Here is a 17,230-nt window from a genome sequence, read left to right on the forward strand (position 1 = left end):
GCACGGCTGGGACGGAAGTCGCTGTCGTTCTCAAAATCGGTGGAGCTGCATGACAAAGTCATCGGGCATTATCTGAACATAAAACACTATCAATAAGTTGGAGTCATTACCCAGTCTGTCGATGACATTACAATGCCAGGATGGGCTTTATCTTCACGTTGTGCTATCGCGGTGTGAGAGGTGCAACTGCCGCCAACGTTAGGTTATACTGTCATCTCACCGTGTAACTTAACGTGACAGTTACTAAGGGCGGATCACAATGGTAGAACTCCTAAGCAAATTAAATAGGTAACTGTTTAAGTTGCTGACAGAGAAGACTTTTTTGGTCTTCTCCACCTGGGGAGATTCTGGAGCGGGCGAAGGGAATCGAACCCTCGTATAGAGCTTGGGAAGCTCTCGTTCTACCATTGAACTACGCCCGCTTCGAGATGCGTAAGGCATTATAAACCTTACGCTCTCCTTAGCAAGTGCCGCGCTGCTGACTGCTGATTAATTCGCCATCAGCATTTTGGCTTGCTGCTCTGAGGCGGCAAGTAACGCAGCGGATCAATTGCCGTAGCACGGTAACGAATCTGGAAATGCAGGCGAACCGATGCCGCATCAGTGCTCCCCATAGTGGCGATTTTTTGCCCAGCCTTCACGCTTTGCCCATTATTTACCAGCATCGTGTCATTATGGGCGTAAGCCGTAATGTAATCTTCACTGTGTTTAATCATGATGAGATTACCGTAGCCACGCAGCTGGTTGCCCACATACACCACCTTTCCTGCACCCGCGGCGTAAATAGGTGTACCCCGTGGAGCTGAGATATCAATCCCTTTATTGCCGCCATCAGCTGTCGAATACGGCATGATAACTTTCCCTGTCGTTGGCCATAACCAACAACGTTGCCCTACTGGCGGCCAGGAAGATTTCGGTACTGCTGATGACGGTGTAACCGATGCGGTTTTGGTCGTTGATTTGGCGGTTGATTTACGTGTACTGCTACTTTTCGCCCCACCCAGTTTTAGTTTCTGACCAACTTCAATGGTGTAAGGGGGGGAAATGCCGTTCAGTCGCGCCAGCTCTTTTACGCTGGTTCCCGTGGTGCGCGAAATACGATATAGCGTATCCCCCCGTTTCACGGTGTAAACGGAGCCGGAATACGTTCCTGTATCGGATGATTTGCTACCCGAGCAGCCCGCCAAAAGCAGTCCAACCGATAACAACATCACGATACCCAGAGATTTTTTATTCAGGCGTCCCGCACTCAAAATCTTTCCTCGCTTAAAAAACAAGACGCCATATCATAGCAGCCAGCCTCTGGATACCCAATCTCTTGCTTCTCGAAAAACGCGGTAATAGAGAAAGAGGTTAATTTCATTTGGCAAAGGGAAGTATCATCAGCAAAATATTCGCTGCAGAGGTATCGAATTTCCTGACTTTTTTACCCTATTTCCCATCCTGATGCGTAATAATCCTGATTTATCACATTGATTTTATCGCCACTCATATTGATACGTATCACTGCCCCTATTCAGAGTCCTGTTTCGTATCATATCTGTGTTTTTTTAACGTCATCACACTTCCTTCCTCCCCTAACGCTTATCGTCGTTTCTGGCGTAAATCTTGCCTGCTTAGACTAAATCTTTGCCATAAGAACCAAATGTTCAAATCGAGGGGATTTCTATGGAAGCGCGGGAAGCAACCGCTACGGGTGAATCTTGCATGCGCGTCGATGCCATTGCTAAGGTCACCGGGCGGGCACGATATACTGACGATTATGTTATGGCGGGCATGTGTTACGCGAAATATGTACGTAGCCCTATCGCACATGGTTATGCCGTAAGTATTAATGATGAACAAGCCAGAAGTTTACCAGGCGTACTGGCGATTTTTACCTGGGAAGATGTACCTGATATCCCATTCGCTACAGCTGGGCATGCCTGGACACTTGACGAAAACAAGCGCGATACCGCCGATCGCGCACTGCTAACTCGCCATGTTCGTCATCATGGTGACGCCGTTGCCATCGTCGTGGCCCGTGATGAACTCACGGCAGAAAAAGCGGCGCAATTGGTCAGCATTGAGTGGCAAGAATTACCCGTTATCACCACGCCAGAAGCGGCGCTGGCAGATGACGCTGCACCAATCCATAACGGCGGCAATTTACTAAAACAAAGCTCGATGTCGACGGGTAATGTCCAACAAACAATCGATGCCGTCGATTACCAGGTGCAGGGGCACTATCAGACGCCGGTCATTCAACATTGTCACATGGAAAGCGTGACATCGCTGGCATGGATGGAGGATGACTCGCGAATTACCATCGTTTCCAGCACCCAGATCCCGCACATTGTTCGCCGTGTGGTTGGTCAGGCGCTGAATATTCCCTGGTCATGCGTACGAGTCATCAAACCGTTTGTCGGTGGCGGTTTTGGTAATAAACAGGATGTACTGGAAGAGCCAATGGCGGCATTCCTGACCAGCAAGCTTGGCGGCATTCCGGTGAAAGTTTCCCTTAGCCGTGAAGAGTGTTTCCTCGCAACCCGTACCCGCCACGCTTTTACTATTGACGGGCAAATGGGCGTGAACCGCGACGGAACATTGAAAGGTTATAGTCTGGATGTTCTGTCTAACACCGGCGCTTATGCATCTCACGGGCACTCCATCGCTTCTGCAGGGGGGAATAAAGTCGCTTACCTTTATCCTCGTTGTGCCTACGCTTACAGTTCAAAGACCTGCTATACCAACCTCCCCTCGGCTGGTGCGATGCGTGGTTATGGCGCGCCACAAGTCGTATTTGCCGTTGAGTCTATGCTTGATGACGCCGCGACAGCGTTAGGTATTGATCCTGTTGAAATTCGTTTACGCAACGCCGCCCGCGAAGGAGATGCTAATCCGCTCACAGGCAAACGTATTTACAGCGCAGGGTTGCCGGAGTGTCTTGAAAAAGGCCGGAAAATCTTTGAATGGGAAAAACGCCGTGCAGAGTGCCAGAACCAGCAAGGCAATTTACGCCGCGGCGTTGGCGTCGCCTGTTTTAGCTACACCTCTAACACCTGGCCTGTCGGCGTAGAAATTGCTGGCGCGCGCCTGTTGATGAATCAGGATGGAACCATCAACGTACAGAGTGGTGCCACGGAAATCGGCCAGGGTGCCGACACCGTGTTCTCGCAAATGGTGGCAGAAACCGTGGGGGTTCCGGTCAGCGACATTCGCGTTATTTCAACACAAGATACCGACGTTACGCCGTTCGATCCCGGCGCATTTGCCTCACGCCAGAGCTATGTTGCCGCGCCCGCGCTACGCAGTGCGGCACTGTTATTAAAGGAGAAAATCATCGCTCACGCCGCTGTCATGCTACATCAGTCAGCGATGAATCTTACCTTGATAAAAGGCCATATCGTGCTGGTTGAACGACCGGAAGAGCCGTTAATGTCGTTAAAAGATTTGGCGATGGATGCCTTCTACCACCCTGAACGCGGCGGGCAGCTCTCTGCCGAAAGCTCCATCAAAACCACCACTAACCCACCAGCGTTTGGCTGTACCTTTGTTGATCTGACGATCGATATTGCGCTGTGCAAAGTCACCATCAACCGCATCCTTAACGTTCATGATTCGGGCCATATTCTTAATCCGTTGCTGGCAGAAGGTCAGGTACACGGCGGAATGGGAATGGGCATTGGCTGGGCGCTATTTGAAGAGATGATCATCGATGCGAAAAGCGGCGTGGTCCGTAACCCCAATCTGCTGGATTACAAAATGCCCACCATGCCGGATCTGCCACAACTGGAAAGCGCGTTCGTCGAAATCAATGAGCCGCAATCCGCATACGGACATAAGTCACTGGGTGAGCCACCAATAATTCCTGTTGCCGCTGCTATTCGTAACGCGGTGAAGATGGCTACCGGTGTTGCAATCAATACACTGCCGCTGACGCCAAAACGGTTATATGAAGAGTTCCATCTGGCAGGATTGATTTGAGGATAACATCATGTTTGATTTTGCTTCTTACCATCGCGCAGCAACCCTTGCCGATGCCATCAACCTGCTGGCTGACAACCCACAGGCCAAACTGCTCGCCGGTGGCACTGACGTACTGATTCAGCTCCACCATCACAATGACCGTTATCGCCATATTGTTGATATTCATAATCTGGCGGAGCTGCGGGGAATTACGCTAGCGGAAGATGGCTCACTACGTATCGGCTCTGCAACGACATTTACCCAGCTCATTGAAGATCCTGTAACTCAACGTCATCTCCCAGCGTTATGTGCTGCGGCCTCGTCCATTGCCGGACCGCAGATCCGTAACGTCGCTACCTACGGTGGAAATATTTGCAACGGTGCTACCAGTGCAGATTCTGCCACGCCAACGCTAATTTATGACGCGAAACTGGAGATTCACTCCCCGCGCGGTGTTCGTTTCGTCCCGATTAATGGCTTTCACACTGGGCCGGGCAAAGTGTCTCTTGAGCATGACGAAATCCTTGTCGCCTTTCATTTTCCGCCCCAGCCGAAAGAACACGCGGGCAGCGCGCATTTTAAATATGCCATGCGCGACGCAATGGATATTTCAACGATTGGCTGCGCCGCACATTGCCGACTGGATAACGGCAATTTCAGCGAATTACGCCTGGCATTTGGTGTTGCCGCGCCAACGCCAATTCGCTGCCAACATGCCGAACAGACTGCACAAAATGCGCCATTAAACCTGCAAACACTGGAAGCCATCAGCGAATCAGTCCTGCAAGATGTCGCCCCGCGTTCTTCATGGCGGGCCAGTAAAGAGTTTCGTCTGCATCTCATCCAGACGATGACCAAAAAAGTGATTAGCGAAGCCGTCGCCGCGGCGGGGGGAAAATTGCAATGAATCACAGCGAAACAATCACCATCGAATGCACCATTAACGGGATGCCTTTTCAGCTTCACGCCGCACCAGGCACGCCGCTCTCGGAATTACTCCGCGAACAAGGACTGCTAAGTGTCAAACAAGGGTGCTGCGTGGGTGAATGTGGTGCCTGTACGGTGCTGGTCGACGGCACAGCAATAGACAGTTGCTTATACCTTGCCGCCTGGGCTGAAGGAAAAGAGATCCGCACGCTGGAAGGTGAAGCGAAAGGCGGAAAACTTTCTCATGTACAGCAGGCTTATGCTAAATCCGGCGCAGTGCAGTGCGGGTTTTGTACGCCTGGCCTGATTATGGCTACCACAGCAATGCTGGCGAAACCACGCGAGAAGCCATTAACCATTACGGAAATTCGTCGCGGACTGGCGGGAAATCTTTGTCGCTGCACGGGGTATCAGATGATTGTAAATACAGTTCTGGATTGCGAGAAAACGAAGTAAAAGGATATCCGGCCTGAATTCAGGCCGGATTCACTGAGGTTATGTGTTTAACAACTCATATTTCTTAATCTTGCGATAGAGCGTAGCAATGCCGATGCCCAGTTCATCAGCAACTTGCTTCTTGCTGTTATGACGTGAAAGCGCCTCGCGGATCATTTGCTTTTCCATCTCCTCCAGCGCCGTGCCGCCCGCATCATCGAGTGCCAGGTGCGCCTCGTTGACCTCTGTTACATCACTTTGCTCCGTTGTGCCATTATTCAGCAGATTTGGCGGCAATAGCGTGCTGTCGATAACTTCACCTGAAGGAACCACGTTAACCAGATATTCCATCAAATTGCTTAACTCGCGCAGGTTTCCGGGCCAACGATGCTTACGCAATATTTCGACGACATCGGGAGCAATGCCCGGATAAACCGATCCCAGACGACGGGTATGCAGATGTAAAAAGTAATGCACCAGTAGTTCAATATCTTCCTGACGTTCACGCAGCGGTGGCAGAGTTATCGGGATAACATTAAGTCGGTAGAAGAGATCTTCGCGGAATTTACCTTCGGCAATGAACTGGGCCAAATTCTGGTTAGTTGCAGAAATGATGCGAATGTCGACTTGTATTGGGCTACTGGCACCAATCGGCAGAATTTCACGCGCCTCAATAGCGCGCAGTAATTTAGCCTGCAACATTAATGGCATATCACCTATTTCATCGAGAAACAGCGTGCCCGTATTCGCCGCCTGAATCAACCCTGTTTTACCGTTGGCAGAAGCGCCAGTAAATGCGCCTTTAACATAACCGAACAGTTCGCTCTCCAGAAGCTGCTCCGGAATCGCGGCACAGTTGATAGCAATAAAGGGTTTATTCCGTCTTCCGCTCAACTTATGGATTGCACGGGCGACAACTTCTTTACCCGTGCCGCTTTCACCAACCACCATAACGCTGGATGGGCTGGGTGCAATACGGCTAATGAGTCGTTTTAATTGCCGCATAACACGGCACTCGCCAACCAATTGTTCAATATGCGGTTCATCAGGTGCATTTGCTACAGAAAAACTGGTATGCGATTGGTGAAACGCCATTAAAAATAATTGTCGGCCCTGAATGTTATGCAATTGACCAATGATTAATTCACTTTTATCGTCCCACGAAACAATATGCTGCATATGTCCATGGGTAAAATTACTCTCAAATGTTAATGGTCTGAAACGGATAGGTTTCCCAATAATATTATTTTGTACAACACCAAGTGTTTTTAAGGCAGTCTGATTAACAAACTGAATCCGATTATCGTCATCAACAACTAATACACCCTGATCCATATTATCGATCATGGTCGCGAATATTTTACTGATGTTATCTCCTGGTCCCTGATCCTCCAGAAGTTTCGAAACAAAAATGGTGGATATATGGCGAACGTAATCAGAAAATTCGCGTAAATTATCACTAATATGCTCTTGTTGCTCGTGGGTAACGGCAATCAAACTTATCACCCCAACACAACGATCCTGTAAAATGACAGGCGTACCCAGAAATGCTTTTTCGCGGCAATTTTCTTTACTATCGCAACCTTCGCAAAGGGGATCGAAGCGAGACTGTGTCACAACTTTTTCAGTTTTCGTTTCCAGGACGTGGCGGAGCAGGCGTGAGTTGCCGCTCAACTGGCGACCAAGAAACTTCCCATACGCGCCCGTTCCGGCGACGCGACACAAGTTTTCATCAACGATCTCAACCTCAAGCTGCAAAACGCTGGCAAGCATTCTGGCAAAACGCTGAATTGTCGGTTGAATTTGCATCAATACTGACTGCGTAGTAGCAAGCTCCATAGCTTTACCTTCCAGACTTACTTAAAAGTCGATCATTGAAGACGTTGATGGTTCACAGATCATGATGATATTAACTCAGGCGAAATTGGCTTTGATAAAAACATAAGATTTTTATCACTTTCTAATGAAATTATGGAAGAGATATCACATTTCTATATCAATATGAGAATTACGGCGGTGAGTTTATCAAACTGAAGAGAGAGCGCCTGTTCCTTTATCTTATTTCTGATACTTAGCAGCAAATAAATAACGCGATAAAAAAAGCCAAACGTTTTCGTATTTTACAAACAACCAGAAGCTGGCATCAATTTGTGATCAACCCCACACATTACCCGTCAAATTAGTCTTTTGCAGCCGCTTGGATAATTCTGGCATAGTTATTGTTAGTCCCAGGTATAGCTGTGAAAAGACCAATCACTTTTGGCAAGTCACAGTGAAATAAACCTCTTTGCCTGTCATTCCACTACCGGGACTTTATGATGAAAACTGTTAATGAGCTGATTAAGGATATCAATTCGCTGACCTCTCACCTTCACGAGAAAGATTTTTTGTTAACGTGGGAACAGACGCCAGATGAACTGAAACAAGTACTGGACGTTGCCGCAGCATTAAAAGCACTGCGTGCTGAAAACATCTCAACCAAAGTCTTTAATAGTGGATTAGGTATTTCCGTATTCCGCGACAACTCCACCCGTACCCGTTTCTCTTATGCTTCCGCGCTTAACCTGCTCGGCCTTGCACAGCAAGATCTCGACGAAGGCAAATCACAAATCGCTCACGGCGAAACCGTGCGTGAAACCGCCAATATGATCTCCTTCTGCGCCGATGCCATCGGTATTCGTGACGATATGTATCTGGGCGCAGGCAACGCCTATATGCGTGAAGTTGGCGCTGCACTTGATGACGGTTACAAGCAGGGTGTGCTGCCGCAACGTCCGGCTTTAGTGAACCTGCAATGCGATATTGACCACCCGACTCAGTCAATGGCTGACCTGGCATGGTTACGTGAACACTTTGGTTCACTGGAAAACCTGAAAGGTAAAAAAATCGCCATGACCTGGGCCTACTCCCCAAGCTATGGCAAACCGCTCTCTGTACCACAAGGCATCATCGGTCTGATGACTCGCTTCGGTATGGATGTCACCCTGGCCCATCCGGAAGGCTACGACCTGATCCCGGATGTCGTTGAAGTCGCTAAAAACAATGCTAAAGCCTCCGGCGGTAGCTTCCGTCAGGTCACCAGCATGGAAGAAGCCTTCAAAGACGCAGACATCGTTTATCCGAAGTCATGGGCACCTTACAAAGTGATGGAAGAGCGTACTGAATTGCTGCGTGCGAACGATCACGAAGGCTTAAAAGCACTGGAAAAACAGTGTCTGGCACAGAACGCGCAACACAAAGACTGGCATTGTACTGAAGAGATGATGGAACTGACCCGTGATGGCGAAGCCCTGTACATGCACTGCCTGCCAGCTGATATCAGCGGCGTATCCTGCAAAGAAGGTGAAGTGACTGAAGGCGTATTCGAAAAATACCGTATCGCGACCTACAAAGAAGCCAGCTGGAAGCCTTATATCATCGCCGCGATGATCCTGTCCCGCAAATACGCCAAACCAGGTGCACTGCTCGAGCAACTGCTGAAAGAAGCGCAAGAACGCGTGAAATAACCCCTCGGGCCGATCAGCTGGTCGGCCCTCTATTTCCAGAGGCCAAAAGGATAGGATATGTCCGTTTTCTCATTGAAGATTGATATCGCCGATAACAAATTTTTCAACGGCGAAACATCACCGCTCTTTTCGCAAAGCCAGGCCAAACTGGCGCGCCAGTTCCACCAGAAAATTGCTGGTTATCGCCCAACACCGCTTTGTGCGCTGGACGATCTCGCAAACCTTTTTGGTGTGAAGAAAATTCTCGTCAAAGACGAATCAAAACGATTCGGTCTGAACGCCTTCAAAATGCTCGGCGGTGCGTACGCCATCGCTCAATTATTGTGTGAAAAATATCATCTTGATATCGAAACGCTGTCATTTGAGCATCTGAAAAATGCCATCGGCGAAAAAATGACCTTCGCGACCACCACCGACGGCAACCACGGGCGCGGTGTGGCATGGGCAGCACAGCAACTCGGACAGAATGCGGTGATTTACATGCCGAAAGGTTCTGCTCAGGAACGCGTTGACGCCATTCTGAACCTCGGTGCCGAGTGCATCGTCACGGATATGAACTATGACGATACCGTTCGCCTGACCATGCAACACGCGCAGCAGCACGGCTGGGAAGTGGTGCAAGATACCGCCTGGGAAGGTTACACCAAAATCCCAACCTGGATCATGCAGGGCTATGCAACACTGGCAGATGAAGCCGTCGAGCAAATGCGTGAAATGGGCGTAACCCCGACGCACGTTCTGCTGCAAGCTGGTGTCGGTGCAATGGCCGGTGGTGTGCTGGGTTATCTGGTCGACGTCTATAGCCCGCAAAATCTGCACAGCATTATTGTTGAACCTGACAAAGCTGACTGTATTTATCGCTCCGGCGTCAAAGGCGACATCGTCAACGTTGGCGGTGATATGGCCACCATCATGGCGGGCCTGGCCTGCGGCGAACCTAACCCGCTGGGCTGGGAAATCCTACGTAACTGCGCCACCCAATTCATCTCCTGCCAGGACAGTGTTGCCGCATTAGGTATGCGTGTGCTGGGTAATCCGTACGGCAATGACCCGCGCATCATCTCCGGTGAATCCGGCGCTGTCGGTTTGGGCGTTCTCGCAGCGGTTCATTATCACCCGCAACGTCAAAGCCTGATGGAAAAACTGGCGCTGAACAAAGATGCCGTAGTGCTGGTTATCAGCACTGAAGGCGACACAGACGTGAAGCACTACCGCGAAGTTGTCTGGGAAGGCAAACACGCTGTAGCACCTTAATCACCCTATTGGAACTGCTCCCTGCAAAACGGGGAGTAAAAAATCTGGAGAAAAATAATGGCTAAGAATATTCCATTCAAACTGATTCTTGAAAAAGCAAAAGATTACCAGGCGGACATGACTCGCTTCCTGCGCGACATGGTTGCTATTCCCAGTGAAAGCTGCGACGAAAAACGCGTAGTACATCGTATTAAAGAAGAGATGGAAAAAGTCGGCTTCGATAAAGTTGAAATCGACCCGATGGGCAACGTTCTCGGTTATATCGGCCACGGCCCGCGTCTGGTGGCAATGGACGCTCATATTGATACCGTCGGCATTGGCAACATCAAAAACTGGGACTTCGATCCGTACGAAGGCATGGAAACTGATGAGCTGATCGGTGGTCGCGGTACTTCCGACCAGGAAGGCGGCATGGCATCTATGGTTTATGCCGGTAAAATCATTAAAGACCTCGGTCTGGAAGATGAATATACCCTGCTGGTTACCGGTACTGTGCAGGAAGAAGACTGCGACGGTCTGTGCTGGCAGTACATTATTGAACAATCCGGCATTCGCCCGGAATTTGTGGTCAGTACCGAACCAACCGACTGCCAGGTATACCGTGGTCAGCGCGGTCGTATGGAAATTCGTATTGATGTTCAGGGTGTTAGCTGCCACGGTTCTGCGCCAGAACGCGGTGACAACGCCATTTTCAAAATGGGTCCGATTCTTGGCGAATTACAAGAACTCTCCCAACGTCTGGGTTATGACGAATTCCTCGGCAAAGGCACCCTCACCGTTTCTGAAATCTTCTTCACATCCCCAAGCCGTTGCGCTGTAGCAGATAGCTGCGCCGTCTCTATTGACCGCCGTCTGACCTGGGGCGAAACCTGGGAAGGCGCGCTGGACGAAATCCGCGCCCTGCCTGCAGTACAGAAAGCTAACGCGGTTGTTTCTATGTACAACTACGACCGTCCGTCCTGGACTGGCCTGGTTTACCCAACCGAATGCTACTTCCCGACCTGGAAAGTGGAAGAAGATCACTTCACCGTTAAAGCACTGGTGAATGCCTACGAAGGTCTGTTTGGCAAAGCGCCGGTTGTTGATAAGTGGACCTTCTCAACTAACGGCGTATCTATCATGGGCCGTCACGGCATTCCGGTGATCGGCTTTGGCCCAGGTAAAGAACCTGAAGCGCATGCACCTAACGAAAAAACCTGGAAATCTCACCTGGTGACCTGTGCCGCGATGTACGCGGCAATCCCGTTAAGCTGGCTGGCAACCGAATAATTACTCTTCACTTATTCCCCTCCGGTTCGCCGGAGGGTTTTTGGAGTTTGCTATGCGCGTATTGATCAAAAACGGCACTGTCGTTAACGCAGATGGACAAGCCAAACAGGATTTGCTGATTGAAAGCGGGATTGTTCGCCAGTTGGGCAACAATATTTCGCCACAGCTCCCGTATGAAGAAATTGATGCCACTGGCTGTTACGTTTTCCCTGGCGGCGTGGATGTCCATACGCATTTCAATATTGATGTCGGCATCGCGCGCAGTTGTGATGATTTTTTTACCGGTACCCGCGCAGCTGCGTGTGGCGGTACAACAACCATTATTGACCATATGGGATTTGGCCCGAATGGCTGCCGGTTACGCCATCAACTGGAGGTTTATCGTGGTTATGCCGCCCATAAGGCGGTCATCGACTACAGCTTTCACGGTGTGATCCAGCACATTAATCACGCCATCCTCGACGAAATTCCGATGATGGTCGAAGAAGGACTGAGCAGTTTTAAACTCTATTTAACCTATCAATACAAACTCAACGATGACGAAGTTTTGCAGGCGTTACGCCGCTTGCATGAGTCCGGCGCGCTGACCACCGTGCACCCGGAAAATGATGCAGCTATCGCCAGCAAGCGGGCGGAGTTTATTGCCGCAGGGTTAACCGCGCCGCGCTATCACGCCTTGAGTCGCCCTCTGGAATGCGAAGCGGAAGCCATCGCCCGCATGATTAACCTGGCACAAATTGCCGGTAACGCCCCGCTCTATATCGTGCACCTGTCTAACGGCTTAGGTCTGGATTATCTGCGTCTTGCCCGTGCGAATCACCAGCCAGTCTGGGTTGAAACCTGCCCACAATATCTCCTGTTGGACGAACGCAGTTACGATACAGAAGATGGCATGAAGTTCATTCTTAGCCCACCGCTGCGTAACGTACGCGAGCAGGACAAACTGTGGTGTGGCATCAGCGATGGTGCGATTGACGTGGTAGCGACCGATCACTGCACATTCTCGATGGCTCAACGCCTGCAAATTTCTAAAGGCGATTTCAGTCGCTGCCCAAATGGCTTACCCGGTGTGGAAAACCGCATGCAGTTACTGTTTTCCAGTGGCGTTATGACGGGACGTATAACACCGGAACGTTTTGTTGAATTAACCAGCGCGATGCCCGCCAGGCTGTTTGGCCTGTGGCCGCAAAAAGGATTATTAGCGCCCGGTTCCGATGGCGACGTGGTGATTATCGACCCACGTCAGAGTCAACAAATTCAGCATCGCCATCTCCACGACAACGCCGACTACTCGCCATGGGAGGGTTTTACCTGTCAGGGCGCGATTGTCAGAACTTTATCCCGTGGTGAAACGATTTTCTGTGACGGCACTTTTACAGGCAAAGCCGGGCGAGGTCGTTTCCTGCGACGCAAACCGTTTGTCCCTCCCGTGCTCTAACCACTGCCAGGGATCTATACACAATCAAGAATGATGAGTGAGGAAAAATGAGTAAGAAAATTGTTCTCGCCCTGGGCGGGAATGCGCTGGGCGACGATCTGGCCGGGCAAATGAAAGCGGTAAAAATTACTTCTCAGGCAATTGTTGATTTAATTGCCCAGGGACATGAGGTCATCGTCACTCACGGTAACGGGCCACAGGTGGGCATGATTAACCAGGCCTTTGAAGCTGCCGCAAAAACTGAAGCGCACTCGCCAATGCTGCCGATGTCTGTCTGTGTTGCCTTAAGCCAGGGTTATATTGGTTACGATCTACAAAACGCATTAAGAGAAGAACTGCTTTCTCGTGGCATTAATAAACCTGTAGCAACGCTGGTTACCCAGGTCGAAGTCGATGCTAACGACCCGGCATTCCTCAACCCGACCAAACCGATCGGTTCGTTCTTTACCGAGCAAGAAGCAGAGCAACTGACAAAACAGGGTTACACTCTGAAAGAAGATGCTGGTCGCGGCTATCGCCGTGTTGTTGCCTCGCCAAAACCGGTTGATATCATTGAAAAAGAAACGGTTAAAGCGTTGGTAGATGCAGGCCAGGTGGTGATCACCGTTGGCGGTGGTGGTATCCCTGTTATTCGTGAAGGTAACCACCTGCGTGGTGCCAGTGCGGTTATCGATAAAGACTGGGCCAGCGCCCGTTTAGCAGAAATGATTGATGCCGATATGCTGATCATTCTGACTGCGGTAGAAAAAGTGGCCATTAACTTCGGTAAAGAGAATGAACAGTGGCTCGATCGCCTGTCATTAAGTGATGCTGAACGCTTTATCGAAGAAGGTCATTTTGCGAAAGGTTCTATGCTGCCTAAAGTGGAAGCTGCCGCCTCGTTTGCTCGCTCTCGCGCAGGTCGTGAAGCACTGATTACCGTATTGAGCAAAGCGAAAGAAGGGATTGAAGGCAAAACCGGAACGGTGATTTGTCAGTAATTAAAAGGCCGGGTGGGTAATACCATCCGGCCATTTTCATTTAAGCCACTTCCAGCACTTCTTTTGTCGCTTTCACGCCCTGATGCATCAACATCATTAACGCCTCAAGTACGCCGCCGCCAATTGCCCGGGCTTTATCAGAAACGCTGGTGAAATCAGCCGTTTCACCACGAGGATCGATATCACCAATTTTAAAACCACCGACCACTGCTAGTCCGTCGTTCAACAAGCCACGCACCATCCCCGTCAACGGTGCTTTAATTTCATGCTCACCAATCCAGGCAATCACATCGCCCTCTTTCACCAGATCGCCTAATTTCACGTTGGATCGCATAATGCCTGCAGCAGGAGCACGGATCACCCGTCGGGTGGTATGCCCCATAATATTGCCAGGAACACCGGTATTCTCCTGCGCACAACCAGAGTAAATCACCTGACCGAGCCAGTGCCCGCGATTTGTTTCAATTACCGCATGACAATCCTTCCCTGCAATAAAGCCCGGCCCAAGCGCGATTGTTACTGGTGCCATATCTGCCCGCGTCCCCAAATTCTGTTTCGCCAGAATAGCGTCCACCACGCAAAGCGGTTTCAGTTCATCAAGCAATGAACAGGCGGGATCTACCATCACAGGGATGAATCCGCGTTCGGTAAGTTTCATCGCTTCCGCAGAGCTGGTTGCCAGGCGGGCAGTGACGCCTTCGACCGTCATTTCGCCATCGAACACGGCCTGGGCAAACGCCACGGTACAACGAATCACTGTCGGTTTTTCCACTTCCAGCATGATCACTTTAAAACCCGCATGATACAGACGTAGCGCCACACCACTGGCGATATCCCCCGCACCGCGAATCACCACCAGCTGGTGTCCGGAAGGATGAGAAGGTTTCATCATCAGCCCACCCGGCGCGTTATTTTTCACCTGTAATATTTCTGCCAGCACGCTGATGGCGATCTCCTGCGGCGTTTCCGCACCTATGTTGTAACCAACGGGCGCATGTAAACGGGCAATATGTTCTTCAGCCACGCCTTTCTCACGCAATTGACGCAGGAAAAGCTGAACCTTGCGGCGACTTGCCAGCAACCCCAGCCATGCAATGGGCTGTTCAATGAGTTTGTCGAGGGCTTCACGATCCTGATTATTCGTGGCAATCAGGACAAAATTATCAGGGCGAATATCCAGTGCTTCCACTGCCGCACCAAACGACTCAGCATGGAGAAGCGTGGTTGATGGTGGGAATAATTCAGGATTGAGGCTTTCGCGATAAATATCGGCAACGGCAATATCAAATCCTAATAGCGCCGCACTCTGGGCTATCGCCCGGTTGACATGCCCCGCGCCAATCAACACCAGACGTGGACGCATACCATGGACGCTGATAAATACGGACATTGCACCTCCACAATCTGACCCGACAGCATCCGCACCGTTACGAGCCATACGTCCATGGAATAATCGCGGCTTACGTTCCTGCAATGCCTGAAGCGACTCTTCAATCACCTTCCGCTCAACCATTCCGCCACCAATTGTACCGACGATAGAGCCATCGGCGCGCACTAACATTTGTGCAGAATGGCGGGGAGTCGAGCCTCGGCTATCAACAATTTGCGCCATCGCAAACGGACAATTTTGCTCTTCGAGTTTTGCAGCCTCTGTGAAAATATTCATACCAACCTCAATGGATATCCTTTCAGTAACCCGGAATACCCGGGCCGCTAATTCACAAATCTGCGCGCGATTGCAGGATGTTCTTGTATATCGCCCAGCCAGATTGCCTCTACGTCGTGTTGTTGCAGCGGTTGAAGGAGCTCGCTTTGTGCAATCGCATTCTCACATTGAGAAAAACGGTTAATGAACCAGACTCGCCGACAACCTTGCGGTACGTTTTTAAATGCGCCCTGAGGGTGGCGAACCAGCGCAACGAGATCGCTCAGTTGCAAGGTTGCATCAGGTGTTAACCCGGTAATATCAGCAAACTGCGACCAGCGATGGACATTTTCTGTGCTCACTTTCGCGCCCAAAATATGTCCTCCCATCACAGCAATCACGCAGCAACTGCTTTTGGGTATGCAAGGTTCGTGCTCATCAGGCGCTTTTAACGTCATTCCACGCGAGCCATCTGCCTCAATGAGAATTACGTCACACTCTGGTCGTTGCACCAGTGCATCAATCGCTTCTGGCGTAAATCCCTGCACTTTTCCCTGGTTCGCTTTCCAGCTGTGAAAACAAAATGAAATGGGGGATGTAAGAGACGCATGAGGAAGCATGGCGGGATCACGACAGAAAACCACGGGCCAGTGAGACGTTGGCATAAACATATGTGTCGTCGTAGTGATTAACACACGCCTGCCGCTAGCCTGGAGCAGTTCTGCCAGCCAAAAAAGCAAGCTGGTTTTCCCCCCAGCCCCAACAACAGAAATCACAGTGGGACGTTTCTGCGCGCCTAAATCAATGAATAATGCCGATGGGTCAACTATACTTTTCACGAGTCTTTATGACCTCTCTGGGATAAATTATCCCCAACTTAATCCATCAGGAAGTAACGCAATTATCAGGCGTTATTAGCCCCTATAAATAATGGAACCACTATGTCAGCCATCGACTGTATAATTACCGCTGCCGGATTATCATCAAGAATGGGGCAATGGAAAATGATGTTACCCTGGCAACAGGGAACAATTCTTGATACAAGTATCAAAAATGCGTTGCAGTTTTGTAGCCGAATTATTTTAGTCACCGGCTATCGTGGTAATGAACTGCACGAGCGTTATGCGAACCAGAGCAATATCACTATTATCCACAACCCAGATTATGCGCAGGGTTTACTAACATCAGTAAAGGCCGCAGTACCCGCGGTAAAAACAGAATATTGTTTTCTCACCCACGGTGACATGCCTACCCTCACCATCGATATTTTTAGAAAAATCTGGTCGTTACGAAATGATGGCGCAATACTGCCACTCCATAATGGCATTCCCGGCCATCCGATTTTAGTGTCAAAGCCATGCCTGATGCAGGCAATCCAGCGTCCCAATATCACCAATATGCGTCAGGCACTCCTTATGGGAGATCATTATTCCGTCGAAATAGAAAATGCAGAAATAATTTTAGATATTGATACTCCGGACGACTTTATTACAGCGCAAAAAAGGTATACTAAAATTTAGAAAATGTAGTTAAACGATTGCGTTCAAATATTTAATCCCTCCAGCACTCTTTATCATAATGATAAGGAATCACTGATTTTGAGAAAAGAGAAAAAGTGATAAATGGGCTGGCAATAATAATTTTCAGGAGTGATTTTAATTCTCATTTGGCACCTGTGAGTTCATTCACAAAAAGCTCCTAAGTTTCGAGCCGCCTCACATTTTTTTATATTTCCCGCCAAACCTGGCAAGAGTGGTGCGATTGTTGCTCTATCCCCCTAAACCACCGGATTTCTCAACACCGGTCACTCAATGATATCTGTATAAGC

General features: G+C 49.8%; 14 protein-coding genes and 1 tRNA gene. 10 read left to right on the forward strand and 5 right to left on the reverse strand.

Translation table 11 applies throughout. The annotated features are described in order from the left end of the window. A partial coding sequence (locus ACJHWR_RS16970; protein ID WP_000851394.1) for an IS1 family transposase occupies nucleotides 1-96 on the forward strand: 96 nt, incomplete at its 5' end. Nucleotides 97-348: 252 nt separating this feature from the next. Here ACJHWR_RS16970 and ACJHWR_RS16975 read toward each other — a convergent pair. After that, nucleotides 349-422 (reverse strand) — tRNA-Gly (locus ACJHWR_RS16975). A gap of 78 nt (nucleotides 423-500) precedes the next feature. Next, a complete protein-coding gene (actS, locus tag ACJHWR_RS16980) occupies nucleotides 501-1,253 on the reverse strand; it encodes an amidase activator ActS (protein ID WP_012311910.1) in 753 nt (250 codons plus the stop codon). A 415-nt stretch (nucleotides 1,254-1,668) separates the two neighbouring features. Here actS and xdhA point away from each other — a divergent pair, with 415 nt between their 5' ends. From xdhA to xdhC, 3 genes are read left to right on the forward strand one after another with little or no spacing between them, the layout of a single operon-like run. Next, entirely contained in the window at nucleotides 1,669-3,966 is a 2,298-nt protein-coding gene (gene xdhA, locus ACJHWR_RS16985; RefSeq protein WP_000388114.1) for a xanthine dehydrogenase molybdenum-binding subunit XdhA, read from the forward strand. A gap of 10 nt (nucleotides 3,967-3,976) precedes the next feature. Then, a complete protein-coding gene (gene xdhB / locus ACJHWR_RS16990; protein ID WP_000459188.1) occupies nucleotides 3,977-4,855 on the forward strand; it encodes a xanthine dehydrogenase FAD-binding subunit XdhB in 879 nt (292 codons plus the stop codon). Next, nucleotides 4,852-5,331 carry a xanthine dehydrogenase iron sulfur-binding subunit XdhC gene (gene xdhC / locus ACJHWR_RS16995; protein ID WP_001016605.1) on the forward strand — a complete coding sequence of 160 codons (480 nt, stop codon included), beginning with the start codon at nucleotides 4,852-4,854 and terminating at the stop codon, nucleotides 5,329-5,331. The genes xdhB and xdhC overlap by 4 nt, the downstream gene beginning before the upstream one ends. A gap of 39 nt (nucleotides 5,332-5,370) precedes the next feature. On the opposite strand, the gene ACJHWR_RS17000 is transcribed toward xdhC, so the two are convergent. Beyond that, nucleotides 5,371-7,149 carry a sigma-54 interaction domain-containing protein gene (locus ACJHWR_RS17000; RefSeq protein WP_000417785.1) on the reverse strand — a complete coding sequence of 593 codons (1,779 nt, stop codon included), beginning with the start codon at nucleotides 7,147-7,149 and terminating at the stop codon, nucleotides 5,371-5,373. Between the two features lie 479 nt (nucleotides 7,150-7,628). Between ACJHWR_RS17000 and ygeW the strand changes: the two genes are divergently transcribed. The 5 genes from ygeW to arcC are packed head-to-tail and all read left to right on the forward strand — an operon-like array spanning nucleotide 7,629 to nucleotide 13,757. Next, nucleotides 7,629-8,816, forward strand: coding sequence for a knotted carbamoyltransferase YgeW (gene ygeW, locus ACJHWR_RS17005; RefSeq protein ID WP_000859787.1), 1,188 nt, complete (start codon nucleotides 7,629-7,631; stop codon nucleotides 8,814-8,816). 57 nt (nucleotides 8,817-8,873) lie between these two features. Then, a complete protein-coding gene (dpaL, locus tag ACJHWR_RS17010) occupies nucleotides 8,874-10,070 on the forward strand; it encodes a diaminopropionate ammonia-lyase (protein ID WP_000110493.1) in 1,197 nt (398 codons plus the stop codon). A gap of 57 nt (nucleotides 10,071-10,127) precedes the next feature. Then, entirely contained in the window at nucleotides 10,128-11,339 is a 1,212-nt protein-coding gene (locus tag ACJHWR_RS17015) for a YgeY family selenium metabolism-linked hydrolase (protein ID WP_001107125.1), read from the forward strand. Between the two features lie 52 nt (nucleotides 11,340-11,391). Next, entirely contained in the window at nucleotides 11,392-12,777 is a 1,386-nt protein-coding gene (gene hyuA / locus ACJHWR_RS17020) for a D-phenylhydantoinase (RefSeq protein ID WP_001264452.1), read from the forward strand. A gap of 47 nt (nucleotides 12,778-12,824) precedes the next feature. Continuing rightward, nucleotides 12,825-13,757 (forward strand): carbamate kinase, encoded by a 933-nt coding sequence (gene arcC, locus ACJHWR_RS17025; RefSeq protein ID WP_000037992.1) that lies wholly within the window; start codon nucleotides 12,825-12,827, stop codon nucleotides 13,755-13,757. Between the two features lie 40 nt (nucleotides 13,758-13,797). Here arcC and yqeB read toward each other — a convergent pair whose 3' ends face one another. Together yqeB and yqeC are read right to left on the reverse strand one after the other, a co-directional pair. After that, nucleotides 13,798-15,423, reverse strand: a complete 1,626-nt coding sequence (gene yqeB / locus ACJHWR_RS17030; RefSeq protein WP_001020377.1) for a selenium-dependent molybdenum cofactor biosynthesis protein YqeB — start codon at nucleotides 15,421-15,423, stop codon at nucleotides 13,798-13,800. 47 nt (nucleotides 15,424-15,470) lie between these two features. After that, nucleotides 15,471-16,241 (reverse strand): selenium cofactor biosynthesis protein YqeC, encoded by a 771-nt coding sequence (yqeC, locus tag ACJHWR_RS17035; protein WP_001389471.1) that lies wholly within the window; start codon nucleotides 16,239-16,241, stop codon nucleotides 15,471-15,473. A 102-nt stretch (nucleotides 16,242-16,343) separates the two neighbouring features. Between yqeC and mocA the strand changes: the two genes are divergently transcribed. After that, nucleotides 16,344-16,922 carry a molybdenum cofactor cytidylyltransferase gene (mocA, locus tag ACJHWR_RS17040; RefSeq protein ID WP_001272842.1) on the forward strand — a complete coding sequence of 193 codons (579 nt, stop codon included), beginning with the start codon at nucleotides 16,344-16,346 and terminating at the stop codon, nucleotides 16,920-16,922. The last annotated feature ends 308 nt before the right edge of the window (nucleotides 16,923-17,230 follow it).

The sequence above is a fragment of the Escherichia sp. WS568 genome (genome assembly GCF_046486085.1).
In the GTDB taxonomy this organism is placed as follows: Bacteria; Pseudomonadota; Gammaproteobacteria; order Enterobacterales; family Enterobacteriaceae; genus Escherichia; species Escherichia coli.

What these genes read in the sequence shown, in the direction of transcription:
- xdhA (WP_000388114.1), top strand. Translation starts at nt 1,669, where the DNA reads ATGGAAGCGCGGGAAGCAACCGCTACGGGTGAATCTTGCATGCGCGTC.
- xdhB (WP_000459188.1), top strand. Translation starts at nt 3,977, where the DNA reads ATGTTTGATTTTGCTTCTTACCATCGCGCAGCAACCCTTGCCGATGCC.
- xdhC (WP_001016605.1), top strand. Translation starts at nt 4,852, where the DNA reads ATGAATCACAGCGAAACAATCACCATCGAATGCACCATTAACGGGATG.
- ACJHWR_RS17000 (WP_000417785.1), bottom strand. Translation starts at nt 7,149, where the DNA reads ATGGAGCTTGCTACTACGCAGTCAGTATTGATGCAAATTCAACCGACA.
- ygeW (WP_000859787.1), top strand. Translation starts at nt 7,629, where the DNA reads ATGAAAACTGTTAATGAGCTGATTAAGGATATCAATTCGCTGACCTCT.
- dpaL (WP_000110493.1), top strand. Translation starts at nt 8,874, where the DNA reads ATGTCCGTTTTCTCATTGAAGATTGATATCGCCGATAACAAATTTTTC.
- ACJHWR_RS17015 (WP_001107125.1), top strand. Translation starts at nt 10,128, where the DNA reads ATGGCTAAGAATATTCCATTCAAACTGATTCTTGAAAAAGCAAAAGAT.
- hyuA (WP_001264452.1), top strand. Translation starts at nt 11,392, where the DNA reads ATGCGCGTATTGATCAAAAACGGCACTGTCGTTAACGCAGATGGACAA.
- arcC (WP_000037992.1), top strand. Translation starts at nt 12,825, where the DNA reads ATGAGTAAGAAAATTGTTCTCGCCCTGGGCGGGAATGCGCTGGGCGAC.
- yqeB (WP_001020377.1), bottom strand. Translation starts at nt 15,423, where the DNA reads ATGAATATTTTCACAGAGGCTGCAAAACTCGAAGAGCAAAATTGTCCG.
- mocA (WP_001272842.1), top strand. Translation starts at nt 16,344, where the DNA reads ATGTCAGCCATCGACTGTATAATTACCGCTGCCGGATTATCATCAAGA.